This window comes from Lentzea sp. JNUCC 0626 (assembly GCF_043632865.1).
In the GTDB taxonomy this organism is placed as follows: Bacteria; Actinomycetota; Actinomycetes; order Mycobacteriales; family Pseudonocardiaceae; genus Lentzea.
In genome coordinates, this window is the sequence record NZ_CP171635.1 from 8,067,846 (window position 1) to 8,081,234 (window position 13,389).

10 protein-coding genes and 2 tRNA genes are annotated in these 13,389 nt (G+C 69.7%); 5 read left to right on the forward strand and 7 right to left on the reverse strand.

What is annotated here, in order from left to right:
• Window positions 1-16: 16 nt before the first annotated feature.
• Window positions 17-3,304: an error-prone DNA polymerase gene (locus JNUCC0626_RS37545; protein WP_394615423.1), complete on the forward strand. Its 3,288-nt coding sequence runs from the start codon at window positions 17-19 to the stop codon at window positions 3,302-3,304.
• A gap of 87 nt (window positions 3,305-3,391) precedes the next feature.
• The gene (locus JNUCC0626_RS37550; RefSeq protein ID WP_394615424.1) at window positions 3,392-5,542 is read left to right on the forward strand and encodes a hypothetical protein; all 2,151 of its coding nucleotides are present in this window, start codon (window positions 3,392-3,394) and stop codon (window positions 5,540-5,542) included.
• Window positions 5,543-5,599: 57 nt separating this feature from the next.
• Here the strand turns inward: JNUCC0626_RS37550 and JNUCC0626_RS37555 are convergent.
• The 3 genes from JNUCC0626_RS37555 to JNUCC0626_RS37565 form a co-directional block, all read right to left on the reverse strand.
• Window positions 5,600-5,671, reverse strand: a tRNA-Asn gene (locus JNUCC0626_RS37555).
• 100 nt (window positions 5,672-5,771) lie between these two features.
• Window positions 5,772-5,843: transfer RNA gene (locus JNUCC0626_RS37560), tRNA-Arg, on the reverse strand.
• A gap of 239 nt (window positions 5,844-6,082) precedes the next feature.
• A complete protein-coding gene (locus JNUCC0626_RS37565; protein WP_394615425.1) occupies window positions 6,083-6,646 on the reverse strand; it encodes a dihydrofolate reductase family protein in 564 nt (187 codons plus the stop codon).
• 76 nt (window positions 6,647-6,722) lie between these two features.
• On the opposite strand from JNUCC0626_RS37565, the gene JNUCC0626_RS37570 reads away from it, so the two are divergent.
• Window positions 6,723-7,292, forward strand: coding sequence for a TetR/AcrR family transcriptional regulator (locus tag JNUCC0626_RS37570; protein ID WP_394615426.1), 570 nt, complete (start codon window positions 6,723-6,725; stop codon window positions 7,290-7,292).
• On the opposite strand, the gene JNUCC0626_RS37575 is transcribed toward JNUCC0626_RS37570, so the two are convergent.
• Genes JNUCC0626_RS37575 through JNUCC0626_RS37585 form a run of 3 tightly spaced genes read right to left on the reverse strand, consistent with a single transcriptional unit; the run spans window position 7,282 to window position 9,354 of the window.
• Entirely contained in the window at window positions 7,282-7,602 is a 321-nt protein-coding gene (locus JNUCC0626_RS37575; protein ID WP_394615427.1) for a DUF3017 domain-containing protein, read from the reverse strand. The genes JNUCC0626_RS37570 and JNUCC0626_RS37575 overlap by 11 nt on opposite strands.
• Window positions 7,589-8,437, reverse strand: coding sequence for a bifunctional methylenetetrahydrofolate dehydrogenase/methenyltetrahydrofolate cyclohydrolase (locus tag JNUCC0626_RS37580; RefSeq protein ID WP_394615428.1), 849 nt, complete (start codon window positions 8,435-8,437; stop codon window positions 7,589-7,591). Before JNUCC0626_RS37580 ends, JNUCC0626_RS37575 begins: the two co-directional genes overlap by 14 nt.
• Entirely contained in the window at window positions 8,434-9,354 is a 921-nt protein-coding gene (locus tag JNUCC0626_RS37585; protein WP_394615429.1) for a DMT family transporter, read from the reverse strand. Before JNUCC0626_RS37585 ends, JNUCC0626_RS37580 begins: the two co-directional genes overlap by 4 nt.
• A gap of 138 nt (window positions 9,355-9,492) precedes the next feature.
• Here JNUCC0626_RS37585 and JNUCC0626_RS37590 point away from each other — a divergent pair, with 138 nt between their 5' ends.
• Window positions 9,493-12,474 carry a TNT domain-containing protein gene (locus JNUCC0626_RS37590; protein ID WP_394615430.1) on the forward strand — a complete coding sequence of 994 codons (2,982 nt, stop codon included), beginning with the start codon at window positions 9,493-9,495 and terminating at the stop codon, window positions 12,472-12,474.
• A gap of 7 nt (window positions 12,475-12,481) precedes the next feature.
• On the forward strand, window positions 12,482-12,784 hold the full coding sequence (locus tag JNUCC0626_RS37595; protein WP_394615431.1) for a hypothetical protein: 303 nt from the start codon (window positions 12,482-12,484) through the stop codon (window positions 12,782-12,784).
• On the opposite strand, the gene JNUCC0626_RS37600 is transcribed toward JNUCC0626_RS37595, so the two are convergent.
• Window positions 12,770-13,381, reverse strand: a complete 612-nt coding sequence (locus JNUCC0626_RS37600) for a pentapeptide repeat-containing protein (RefSeq protein ID WP_394615432.1) — start codon at window positions 13,379-13,381, stop codon at window positions 12,770-12,772. The two genes, JNUCC0626_RS37595 and JNUCC0626_RS37600, sit on opposite strands and share 15 nt — an antisense overlap.
• Window positions 13,382-13,389 lie beyond the last annotated feature (8 nt).

Here is a 13,389-nt window from a genome sequence, read left to right on the forward strand (position 1 = left end):
CCGCGCAAGGAGAAAGATGGGCTGGAATAACCCTCCGGTCCGCTGGCGGGAACTGGAGCGCGCGCTCTCGGGCAAGCCCTACGAGCAGAAACCCGACGGTGGTGACGGTCCGGGGTGGGGAAGACACCGCGACCGCTACACCGCCCCGCAGGGGTTCGCGCTGCACGCCGACGAGATGGCGGCCTCCCGCAAGCGCGTGCCGTACGCGGAGTTGCACTGCCACAGCAACTTCAGCTGGCTCGACGGCGCGAGCCACCCGGAGGAGCTGGTCGAGGAGGCGCAACGGCTCAAGCTCGACGCCATCGCGATCACGGACCACGACGGCATGTACGGCGTGGTCCGCTTCGCCGAGGCCGCCAAGGAACTCGGCATGCACACGGTGTTCGGCGCCGAGCTGAGCATCGGCCTGTCCAGGCCCGCCAACGGCGAACCGGACCCCGAGGGCGACCACCTGCTCCTGTTGGCGCGCAAGCAGGAGGGCTATCACGCGCTGTGCCGCACGCTCACCACCGGCCACCTCGACGACAACGCCGAGAAGGGCAAACCCGTCTACGACATCGACCAGATCCTCGCCGACACCAAGGGCGACGTCGTGGTGCTCACGGGCTGCCGCAAGGGAACCGTCCGAAGAGCGCTCGCGAGAGAGGGGCCGGAGGCGGCGTTCGAGGAGATCGTGCGGCTCACCGACATGTTCGGCCGGGGCCGCGTCCACGTCGAGCTGACCGATCACGGCCTGCCGGAGGACAGCAGGCGCAACGACCTCCTCAACGCCATGGCGCAGCACCTGCAGCTCCCGGTCGTGGCCACGAACGCGGTCCACTACGCCACCCCGAGCCGGGGCAGGCTCGCCGCCGCGATGGCCGCCGTGCGCGCGCGAAGCAGCCTCGACGACATGGCGGGCTGGCTGCCGCCGTCCCCCGCCGCGTTCCTGCGCAGCGGCGAGGAGATGTTCCACCGGTTCCGGCGTTTCCCGGGCGCCGTGCACAACGCCGCTTTGCTCGGCATGCAACTGGCGTTCGACCTGCGGCTGGTCGCGCCGAAGCTGCCGCCGTTCGACGTGCCCCAGGGCCACACCGAGATCAGCTGGCTGCGCGAACTCACCTACGAAGGCGCGCACCGCAGGTACCCCGACCGCAACGAGAAGGCGTTCCGGCAGATCGAGCACGAGCTGAGGATCATCGAGCAGCTCGGCTTCCCCGGCTACTTCCTGGTCGTGCACGACATCGTGAACTTCTGCCGGGAGAACGACATCCTCTGCCAGGGCAGGGGCAGCGCGGCGAACTCGGCGGTGTGCTTCGCGCTCGGCATCACCAACGTCGACGCCGTCCGGTTCGACCTGCTCTTCGAACGGTTCCTCGCGCCCGCCCGCGACGGCCCGCCCGACATCGACGTCGACATCGAGTCGGACCGGCGCGAGGAGGTCATCCAGCACGTCTACGAGAAGTACGGCCGCAGGCACGCGGCGCAGGTCGCGAACGTCATCACGTACCGCGCGCGGTCAGCGGTGCGCGACATGGCCCGCGCGCTCGGCCACTCGCCGGGTCAGCAGGACGCGTGGAGCAAGCAGATAGACAGGTGGGGACCGCTCGGCACCACCACCGACGACTGCGACATCCCGCGGGACGTGCTGGAACTCTCCGCGCAGCTGGAGAACTTCCCGCGCCACCTCGGCATCCACTCCGGCGGCATGGTGATCTGCGACCGCGCCGTCAGCGAGGTGTGCCCGGTCGAGAAGGCGCGCATGGCCAAGCGCACGGTTCTCCAGTGGGACAAGGACGACTGCGCGTCCATCGGCCTGGTGAAGTTCGACCTGCTCGGCCTCGGCATGCTCTCGGCGCTGCACTACGCCATCGACCTCGTCCGCGACCACGAGGGCGTCGACGTCGACATGGGCGAGATCGACCTCGCCGACTCCGCTGTCTACGACATGTTGCAGAAAGCCGACTCCGTGGGCGTCTTCCAGGTGGAGAGCCGCGCGCAGATGGCGACGCTGCCGCGCCTCAAGCCGCGCGAGTTCTACGACCTGGTCGTCGAGGTCGCGCTGATCAGACCCGGCCCGATCCAGGGCGGCTCGGTGCATCCGTACATCAGGCGCCGCAACGAGGTCGAGAAGTGGGACTACGACCACCCGTTGCTGGAGAACGCCCTCAAGAAGACCTACGGCGTGCCGTTGTTCCAGGAACAGCTCATGCAGATCGCGGTCGACGTGGGCGGCTTCACCGCCGCCGAGGCCGACGAACTGCGCCGCGCGATGGGCGCGAAGCGGTCGACCGCCCGGATGGAACGCCTGCGCGAGCGCTTCTACGAGGGCTGCGCGGCCAACGACATCGGCGAGGAACTGGCCGGACGGATCTACGCGAAGTTGTTGGCGTTCGCCAACTTCGGCTTCCCGGAAAGCCATGCGCTGTCGTTCGCGCACCTGGTGTTCGTGAGCGCGTGGTTCAAGCTCTACTACCCGGCGGCGTTCTGCGCGGCCCTGCTGCGGGCGCAGCCGATGGGCTTCTACTCACCGCAGTCGCTGGTGATCGACGCCCGCCGCCACGGCGTGACGGTGCACGGCCCGTGTGTGAACCGCTCGCTGCCGTGGGCGGGCCTGGAACCGTTCGAGGGCCGCAACGCCGTGCGCATCGGCTTGGCCGTCGTGCGCGGTGTCGGCGATGCTGACGCCGAGCGAATCGTTGCGGCACAACCATTCCGCGACATGGAGGACTTCGGCACGCACGTGCAGCTCACCGCGGCCCAGGTCGAGGCGCTGGCCACCGCCGGCGCGTTCGCCTGCTTCGGTCTCGAACGCCGCGAGGCACTCTGGGCGGCCGGTGCCGTGGCCGCGATCAGGCCGGACCGCCTGCCCGGCACCGTGGTCGGCGTCGACGCGCCCGCGTTGCCCGGCATGGACGACGTCGAACTGGCCGTGGCGGACGTCTGGGCCACCGGCCTGTCCCCGGACAGCTTCCCGACCCAGTTCGTGCGGTCCACATTGGACGGAATGGGCGCGCTGCCGGTGAACGCGCTGGCCGACATCGAACCCGGCACGCGGGTGCTGATCGGCGGCGCCGTGACGCACCGCCAACGCCCGGCGACGGCGGGCGGCGTCACGTTCCTCAACATCGAGGACGAGACCGGGATGGTGAACGTCGTGTGCTCGCCGGGGTTGTGGGCGCGGTACCGGAGGGTGGCGCGGGGCAGCGGCGCGATGCTGGTGCGGGGAGTGGTGGAGTCGGCGGAGGGCGTGGTCAGCCTGCTGGCGGACCGGTTGCAGCACCTCGACCTGCGCATCCCGTCGAAGTCGCGCGACTTCCGCTGACCGGTCCCGGTCCGCCGGAAAACCAGGTCGGGCAGACCCGGTGTCGTGCAATCATTCGGCGACACCTGATCTGATCTGGGGGATTTCATGACCTGGTGGCGAAGAACGCTGCTGTCCCTGACCGCTGCCACGCTGGCAGCCGGAGTCGTGACGACGCCCGCGCTGGCCGCCGCACCGGCGTTGCCGACCGACCTGAAGATCGAACGGCAGGGCAAGTCCGCCCTTCCCTGCGATCCCGTTTCTCCCGGCACCTACCTGAACCCGGACGGGCTGAACGACGCCCGCGCGGTCGTGTTCAGCGCGAAGGTGGCCGGCGCCGGCGAGGGGGCCGAGGTCGAGTACTCGACGTGGCCGGTGGACGACCCGGCCGCCCGTCAGTCCGTGCGCTGGCCGGTGTGGCCGGACGGCACCACGCACGCGCAGGTGCCGGACTGGTACAAGACCGAGGGCACGTACGCGTGGACGTTGAAGGCGCACGACGGCACCTCGTCCTCCGACGAGACGGCCCCCTGCTACCTGACCGTCGACCGCACGCGTCCGGTCGTCGCGACCGTGACGTCCGCCGTCTATCCGAAGGGCTGGACCGCTGGTGGCGGTGTCGGCGTGCCCGGTGACTTCACGATCGCGTCGCCGTCGCCGGACGTCGCGCAGTACCGCTACCGCTTCAGCGGCACGTCCGACTACACGTACGTCAGCCCCGCCGAGCTGGGCGGCCCGGTGACGATCAGCTTCACGCCGCAGAACAACGGCTACCACTACCTCCAGGTCGACACGATCGACCGGGCCGGGAACTACGCCCAGTACCCGCCCTCGTACGACTTCAACGTCCTCGAGAACAGGCCTGTGGTCTTCTCCGCCCGCTACCCCGCGGACGGCACGAGCTGGGACGGCGGCATCGGCGTCGCCGGCGACTTCGACCTCACCTCGTACCTGCCGGACGTCGCGAGCTTCGTCTACCGCTTCAACGACGGTCCCGAGCAGACCGTCGCCGCGAACGCCGAACGCAAGGCGCGCATCAGCTTCACCCCCGCCAAGGGTGACTTCAACGTCCTCAAGGTGCAGAGCGTCAGCTCCACGGGCGAGAGGTCGGTGCTCCGCGAGCACAGGTTCAAGGTCGACAGCGCGCCGCGGGTGACCTTCGACCGCTTCCGGATCGGCTCGGTCACGACGCTGACGTTCAAGCCGCGACTGCCCGGCGCCGTCGAGCACCGCTACTGGTTGACCCGCTGGGACGACACGAAGACCGAGCCGGTGGTGGTGCGGGCGGGTGCCGACGGCACCGCGACCGCCACCCTGACCACGACCGAGTACCAGCTCAAGTCGTTGCACGCGGTCAGCTTGGACGCCGCGGGGACCACGTCGACGGAGTCCTACACGTCGATGTCGGTCGACGGAGCGGCGCCGAACATGACCGTGACGGGCGGCGCGCACCCGGAGGAGCTGGGCACCGTCACGTTCAGCACGTCCATGGAGAACCCGGTCGAGTACGAGTACTGGCTGAGCTACGACCGCGCCACCAGGTACCAGGTCGCGGCAGGCCCGGACGGCAGGGCGACCGCGACGTTCACCGCCGCGGACGCGCTCGGTGGCCAGTGGGTGATCGGCCGCGTGCGCAACGCGGCGGGCATCTGGTCCATCGAGGGCAGTGCGATGTTCGGCATCACGAACCACCCGGACGTCAGCTCGGCGGACTTCCCGACGTGGCCTGCCGTCCCGTGGCGCAGTGGCACGTTCAAGCTGAAGGCGAACCAGCCGCGCGCCACCGAGTTCGTGTACACGCTCGACGGACGTGAGCACGTGACGCCGGTCGGGGCCGACGGCACCGCGACGATCGAGTGGACGCCGACCAAGGCGGGGCAGATCTACCTGATCGCCGTCACCCGCACCGCGGCCGGGGTGAGGTCGGGCAACAACACGTACTCGTTCACGATCAGCGACGCGCCGGTGGTCAGTTCGGCCGAGTACAAGTCGGGCGAGTCCAACACCGGCCCGCTGAACAGGCCCGGCACGTTCACCTTCACCTCGGCGGTGCCCGGAGTCACGGAGTACGTGTACTCGGTGAGTCGTTGGGGGACCGTGGTGGTGGGGGACACGACCGTTGCGGCGACCGGAGGCGTCGGGACCACGACGTACGCGCCGGCCTCCTACGGGACGCACCAGGTCAAGGTGGCCGCGCGCAAGGCTGACGGCTCGCTGTCCGCCTACACCTACTACTCGTTCGACTACTACTCCAGCTAGGGAACGGTGAAGGGGCGTGTTCCGCGGCCAGATCCGCGGGACACGCCCCCTTCGTCGTTCCCCTGCCAGGATTCGAACCTGGTCCTCCCGCGTAACAGTCGGGCGTGCTGCCACCAGCACTTCAGAGGACACCGGGTCTAACGGTGAAACCAGTCGGATGCCCGCGAGTCGAACGCGGTGTTTCCTCATCCCAAATGAGGCGGGTTGCCGTCTCCCTCGCATCCGCGAGTACCCCTGCCAGGAGTCGAACCTGAATCTCGGCGTTCGTAGCGCCGCACTCTCTCCATTGAGCTACAAGGGCAAGAATTAGAAATGCACAACAAAAGAGCCGCCTGTCGGTTTCCCGACGGGCGGCTCCTGGTGGTGGCCGAACAGCACGCCACTACAAGGAGCTCACCTGCGCAAACAGCCGCACGAACGGTCGCACGGGGCAGTCGCCCGAGAGGCGTCGGTGCTGCAAGCCCATCATGGCGATTCCCCTTCCCGTTCGGTGCGTGGCACAAGTATTGCGGGCGCACGAGGCGCCCGTCAATCATTTTCTCAAACGCGGTCGTAAGTCATGAACGAAACTCCGCTCTCGAACAGCGTCGCATCGGTGCGCGCGAACTTGCGGATGTCGGCCTTTCCGTCGAACAACGGGATGCCACGCCCGAACACCACCGGGTGGATCTTGAGCAGCAGCCTGTCGATCTCCGGCAGCAGGGTGGCGGCCAGCTTGCCGCCGCCGCACAGCCAGATGTCGAGGCCGTCCTCGGCCTTCAGGGCCTGGACGCGGCCGACGACGTCCTCGCGCACGACCTCGACGTCGGCAGGGGTGTCGAGGTCCGCGGACGTCACGACGAACTGGCGCAGGTGCGCGTACGGCGAGGCCAGGCCGCCGGGGACCTGGTAGGTGTGGCGGCCCATCAGCACCGTGTCGAAGTGCTGGTTGGGCGCGTCCGCGAGTTCGACCGCCGCGCGGAACTGCGTCGGCACCGTGTCCGGGTAGTGCGCGTTGATGCCGGCCATGTGGTCGCCTTCGAAGATGAAGCCGTCGAAGGTGCCGTCCTCGGCCGCGATGAAACCGTCGAGCGTGACGGCGACGTAGTACACGAGCTTTCGCATAACGAGGTCCCCCTTGGACTCGGAACAACCACGACAACTGTAGTACTATGTCTGTAGTGGTTGTCAAGGAGGAGACGTGGTCAGGAACGAGGCAAGGCGCACCGCGTTGCTCGACGCGGCGATCGACGTGCTGGCGGAGGAGGGCGCGCGGGGGCTGACCTACCGCGCGATCGACGCGAAGGCCGCGACCCCGCCGGGCACCGCGTCGAACTACTTCGCGAACCGCGACGACCTGATGTCCGAGGTGATGACGCGGGTGCACGCGAGGCTCATGCCGTCCGACGAGTCAGTGGCCGAATCGCTCAGCGCACCGCGCGACAGGTCGCTCACGGTCAAGTTCATGCACGACATCATCAAGCGGGCGGACGCCGACAAGGCCTGCTACCTCGCGATGATGGAGCTGCGGCTGGAGGCCACGAGGAGGCCGGAGATCCGGCACGCGCTCACGAAGACGATCGCCGACAACATCGAGGCCAACGTCGCGTTCAACGAGGAGGCGAAGCTGCCGGGCGACCGCATGACCGTCGTCTCGCTCTACTTCGCGATGACGGGGTTGATCTACGAACGGCTGACGCTGCCGGACGTGGTGGCCACCATGGACCTCGACGACCTGGTCGAGGTCATGGTGGACCGCGCTATCGGCTGAGCGGCCCGCCGGTGATCGTCAGCGCGACGGCGATCACCACGATGCCCAGCGTCGAGTACAGGAACGCGTCCATGCCGCGCCCGCGGATCTTGATCAGACCGGCCTGCTCGTCGGTCACGAGGATCCGCAGCACGGCCGCGACCAGCAACGACACGCCGAGCAGCACGGCGCCCTGCCGCCAGTGGTACTGGAAGATCCGCACCAGTCCGAGCGCGCCGATCCCGAGCACCAGCGCGAACGGCAGGTGCTTGCCAGGACCGGAACGCCAGCTGGTCTCACCCATGAGCGCCTGCGCGTCAGACCGCTGCATGAGCGCGCTCGGCGGCTTCGACGGTGTTGGTGAGCAGCATCGCGACGGTCATCGGGCCGGCGCCGCCGGGGATCGGGGCGAGCCAGCCGGCCACCTCGCGCACCTCGGGGGCCACGTCGCCGACGAGACCGGCCTCGGTGCGGGTGATGCCGACGTCGACCACGGCCGCGCCGGGCTTGACCATGTCCGCGGTGATCAGGCCGGGGCTGCCGGCGCCCGCGATGACGATGTCCGCGCGGCGCACCTCCGCCGCCAGGTCCTTGGTGCCGGTGTGGCACAACGTCACGGTGGCGTTCTCGGAGCGGCGGGTCAGCAGCAGGCCGATCGGGCGGCCCACGGTGACGCCGCGGCCGACGACCGTGACGTTCGCGCCCGAGATCGGCACGTCGTAGCGGCGCAGCAGCTCCACGATGCCGCGCGGGGTCGCGGGCAGCGCCGCGTCCTCGCCGAGCACGAGCTTGCCGAGGTTGACCGGGTGCAGGCCGTCGCCGTCCTTCGCGGGGTCGATCCGCTCCAGGATCGCGTTCGCGTTGAGGTGCTTGGGCAGCGGCAGCTGGACGATGTACGCGGTGACCTCGGGGTTCGCGTTCAGCTCGTCGATGACGGCCTCGAGCTCCTCCTGCGTGGTCTCCTCGGGCAGGTCGCGCCGGATCGACTTGATGCCGACCTTCTCGCACGCGCGGTGCTTGCCCTTGACGTAGGAGTGCGAACCGGGGTCGTCGCCGACCAGCACGGTGGCGAGACCGACGGAGCCGGGCAGCGCGGCGACCCGCGCCTTCAGGTCCTCGAACAGCGCGTTCCGGGTTTCGTTGCCGTTGAGCAGCGTCGCAGTCACGTCCTCATCCTCCCACTGGGCAGCGCGGCCACGCCCACCGACACCAGCGTCAGCACCACGCCGATCGCCGTCGGCAACGCCAGGTGCCCGCTCACCGCGTCGAGCAGCACGGCCCCGACGAGCTGCCCGCACACGCCGCACAACCCGACCATCAGCACGCCGATGAACCGCACCGACACGATCGCGCCGCCCACGCCGACGATGCCGAGCAGTCCGCCGAGGTAGAGCCACCAGCCGTCCGGGAACGCTCCGGGCACGCCGCTCCACGTCACGGCGTTGACCAGCAGCAACGCCGCCGTGCCCACGCTGAAGTTGATCAGGATCGTCGCCGTCGAGTGATCTGCGGCCTCGCGCACCAGCCCGTTCACCGCCTGCTGCCAGCCCATCAGCAGACCGGCGGCGAGCGGCAGCACCGCGAGCCACAACCCGCCCGGTGCCGCGAACCGGTCGGACACCGCGATCATGACGGCGATAACACCGACGGCCGCTCCGACGACACGGGTCTTAGTAATCGCCTTCGGCTCGCCGGGGCCGACCCCGAGGTTGTCGATGACCATGCTGCTCACGACCTGCCCGATCACCACCGCGACCGTGAACACCGCCACACCGATGGTCGCGACGGCGAGCCCCTGCGACCCCACGAGCACGGCGCCGCTGATGCCACCGATGCACTCCCACCACCGGATGCGCCGGTGCCGCAGCGCGTCGCGCAGTCGCAAGAGGCCGTTCCGCCCGGACTGTCGCGACAGGACCACCGCGAGCAGCACGAACCACCCGCCACCGAAGGAGATCAACGCCGCCAGCAGCCCGTTGCCGAGTTCGGTGGCGAGCGTTCCGTTGACGCGAGCCTGGACCGCGATGGCCACTCCACCGGCCGCGGCCAGCAGACCACCGGTCACCTGCGCGGACCGCGTCACTAGCCCTCCAGACCGGACGAACGTGTCCTTGATCGGCTTTAAGCATGCACGTCCGCCGCGTTATGGTCGGGTCTCCACCGTTCGGCGCAGTGGCGGGGGACGTGTGCGATCCGGCGAGTTGCGGGGGAAGATGTTGGCGTGTCCGAGCCGAAGCCGTTGAACCCTACCGAGCAGGACGCTCTGGTTAAGCAGATCGGCCTGACTCTGATGCGGGCCGCACCAGAGGACTGGCGAAGCGTCATCGCGCAGTACCGAGCCACCGGCCGGTACTTCGAACTGGAGGCCGAGCTCAAGCTGCAGGACGGCTCGAAGCGCTCGTGGCAGGCGCCCCAGGAGGCCGCCTCGCTGTTCGCGCGCCTTCGTGCCGGCATGCACCGCGAGGGTCGCGGCAGCTGGACCAACGCCAGGTACCAGCTCGACCACCCGTCGAGCTACAACCTCGACTTCGACCGCGCGGAGCCGAGCTGGCAGACGCCACCTCCGCAGCAGGCCTACGTCGACGAGATGCGGTTCTTCCCGCGTGCCGAGGAGAACATCCCGGACTGGTTGCGCCGCCGGCTGAACCCGCCGACGCCGGTGTTCCGGACCGTCCGCGTGTTCGACGGTGCCGGACCGAACGGTCGTCCGTCGGTCAACCGCCCGCCGGTGCCCGAGCCCGAGGTCGCGCCGCTGCTCACGTACCTGTCGAACGCGCCGGTCGCCGTGGCCGGTCGCGGCTTCGACAACGACGTGCTGCACCCGGACGCGCCGCCGGTCGTGCCGTCCGGGTTCCAGACGGACGGTGCGTGGATCTGGCCCGCCGGAGTCTCGTACTACCTGCGCAAGTACGGCGTGCCGCCCGAGCCCGAGCTGGTCGAACGCGCGCGGGCCGCGGGCTTCACGCTGCCCGAGGTGAGCGAGGAGTCGAGGCTCGCCGCCGCGGCGAACCTGGGTGCTCCCGCCGCGCCTCCGGGCACCGTCGTGCCGGTGCCCGCCGAGCCGGAACCGAAGCCCCAGGCGAAGGCCCAGCCGGAGCCCGAGGCCGCTGCGGACGCGACGCAGTTCGTCGTCGCCCCGAAGTTCGAGGCCCAGCAGCCCCCGAAGGCCCCACAGCCTCCGAAGGCGCAGCAGGAGGAGCCGGAGGAGGAGTACGACTTCGAGCCCCTCTACCCGGAGCCGCCGATCTCCGAGGAACCGGTCAAGCCGGTCGTGCCGCCCGCGCCGGTCGTCCCGCCGATGGCCGGCGACGGTCCGCCGTACCGGGTGGTCTTCGACTCCGACGGCGTTCCGGACACGGTCGACGAACGGACGTTGCGCGACACCTACGGCGCCGGCATGGACCTCTTCGCGCCGCACGCGGACGAGCCGGAACCGGTCGTCGCGGTCGCCGAGCCCGTGCAGGAGAAGGCGCCCGAGCCGGAGGCCCGGAAGTTCGAGGACCGCGAACTCGAGGACCGGACGTTCGAGGTCAAGCAGGCCGCGGCCCCGAAGTTCGAGGAGCGCAGGCCCGAGGACCGGAAGTTCGAAGACCGGAAGTTCGAGGCGCCGCAGTTCGAGGCGCAGCAGGCCGAGGCCCCGGCGTTCGACGAGCGGAAGTTCGACGAGCGCAAGCCCGAGCCCTCGAAGTTCGCGGACCGCACCTTCGAGCCGCCGAAGTTCGAGACCGAGCCGGAGCCCGAGGAAACCGAACCGGCCCCCGCCGACGAACTTCCCCACGTGGACCCCGAACCCGAGATCCCCACAGCAGGCCCGGACGAACCCGAGCTCCTCACGCACCACCGCGAGCCCGAACTCCTCACGCACCACCGCGAGGCCGAGCTCACCGACCACCTGGACGCGGAGACCGAGGAACGCCCGCGTGACGCCATGCAGGACACGATGGCGTGGAGCCCGGTCATCGAGGAGCCGGCCGAGAGCCAGGCCGAGGTCACCGAGGAGCACCCGGTCGTGCCCGCCGTCGAGGTGACGGCGGACGAGCCGGACCTCGCGGAGGAGGAGATCGAGTCCACGACCTCCTTCGAGGCGACCAAGTTCGAGCAGGAACCCGAGCTGTTCGAGCAGCGCATCGACGCGCAGCTCGACGATCACTTCGAGCCGGAACCCGAGCCCGAACCGCTGCCGCCCGCCCCGGTCCCGGCACCGACCCGGTCCGAGGAGACCGCGGTCTTCGACTCGGCCCTGGTCGCCGCGCACAAGCCCGAACCGGAGCAGGAACCCGAGCCCGAACCGGAACCCGAGCCCGAACCCGAGCCGGAACCGGTCAGGCCGCCGCGGCAGATCACGCCGGAGGAGGACCGCGAACTCGCGGGCACCCGCCGTGCGCTCGACGACCTGAACGTGCCGCACGGCGTGTTCCGCATCGGCGAGCCCGCCGACCGCACCTGGACGCTGCGCCTCGACGGCGACAGCTGGGAGGTGTGCTGGTTCGACCACGGCCCGAAGAGCCCGGTGAGGTTCGAGAAGGTCGAGGACGCGTCGGCGTACCTGGTCGGCAAGCTGGTCCTGGGCAACTTCCGCACCATCCCGCGGGCACCCCAGCCGCAGCGGCCGATGGCCAACGGCTTCCGCGAGGAGCCGCGCCGCCCGGTCCCGCCCCAGCGCCCGCCGATGCCGCAGGCCCAGGCACCGACACAGGTCCAGCAGGCCCCGCCGAAGCCGCCGCAGGCAGCACCGACGCAGGTGCAGCCGATGGCTCCGCAGGCAGCGCCTACCCAGGTGCAACCGGTGCCGCCCGCACCGCAGCAGGCCCCGTCGCCCGTTGCCGCCGCGGTGGCGCAGGAGGAACCGTCGAAGCGGAAGTTCCCGATCTCGCCGCTCGCCGGCGAGCCGCCGCTGACGCTGTTCCGCCACAAGCAGATGTTCGAACTGCCGGCGGGCACCGAGATCGACCGCTACGGCGACCAGTCCGGCAACCTCGTCTACGTGGCGGGCACGCCGTTCCCGGAACGCAGCCTCGTGCCGTCGTGGATCAACCGGCCGTACCGCGTGTACCGGTTGCGACGGCCGCTCGAGGTGCTGACGGGCGTGGCCGTGCCGTGGTTCGAGCAGCCCGGTGGCGGCACGGCCTACCTGCTGCCGAAGGCGATCGAGGAGATGGTCGCCGACGGCGTGCTGGTGGAGATCTCAGCCGACAACAACTGATCAGAGCGTGAGGTGTGGCCGGGATCCGCGGGGTCCCGGCCACACCTCACGCTCTGAGCCCGGCTGCGAGCCGTGGATCAAGGCCGTCCGGATCGAGGACGTGCTGCTCTCGTTCGACGAGCACTCCGCCTCCGTGCGGGTGCGGTGGTTCCGCTGTGATGACGTCCTGGTCGACCTCTACGACGAGGGCGCGACGCGGATGCCGGTGAGGTCCGGCGCCGGCGAGTCCCATGTCGTCGTGGAGTACGCGGACGGGGAGATGGCCGTGCGCATCCACCCGTCCGTGCGCATCAAGTCACGACACCACTAGTCCATAAGCCGCCGCAAATGCGATGGCGGTGTCGATGTCGATCAGGGCTCCGGCGAGCTTGGCCTGCCGGAGCCCGTTCGCGTCGATCTTCGCCCCGCGCAGGTCCGCGCCGTCCAGCTTGGCGTCCAGCAACCGCGCGCCCATCAGGTCCGCGCCGCTCAGGTCGGTGTTGCGCAGGTCGGCCTCGCTGAGGTTCGTCTCCCGGAACCGCTGCCCGCCCAGCTTCAGGTCGTGCAGCGGCGCCTTCACGAACGACGCGAGCGTGAAGTCCACCTCCACGAACGTGACGGGCCGCAGCACGCAGTCCACGAAGTTCGATCCCATGAGGCTGCACGAGTTGAACGTCGACCGCGTCAGCACGGTGCGGTCGAAAGTGCACTGCCGGAACGCCGTCGCGTGGTGCTTCGACTCGCCGAGGTCCGTCCGGGTGAAGTCGCAGCGGGTGAACGTGCACCCGCTCGTGACCAGTGAGCGGAGGTCGGCTTCGGTGAAGTCGCAGTCGGTGAAGGACCGCTTGTCCCACTGCTGATCGGGCAGGTTGGCGTCGGAGTAGTCCTCGCCGATCTCGGGCGCGAACTCTTCGTCGGGGTTGTCCACTCTCACAC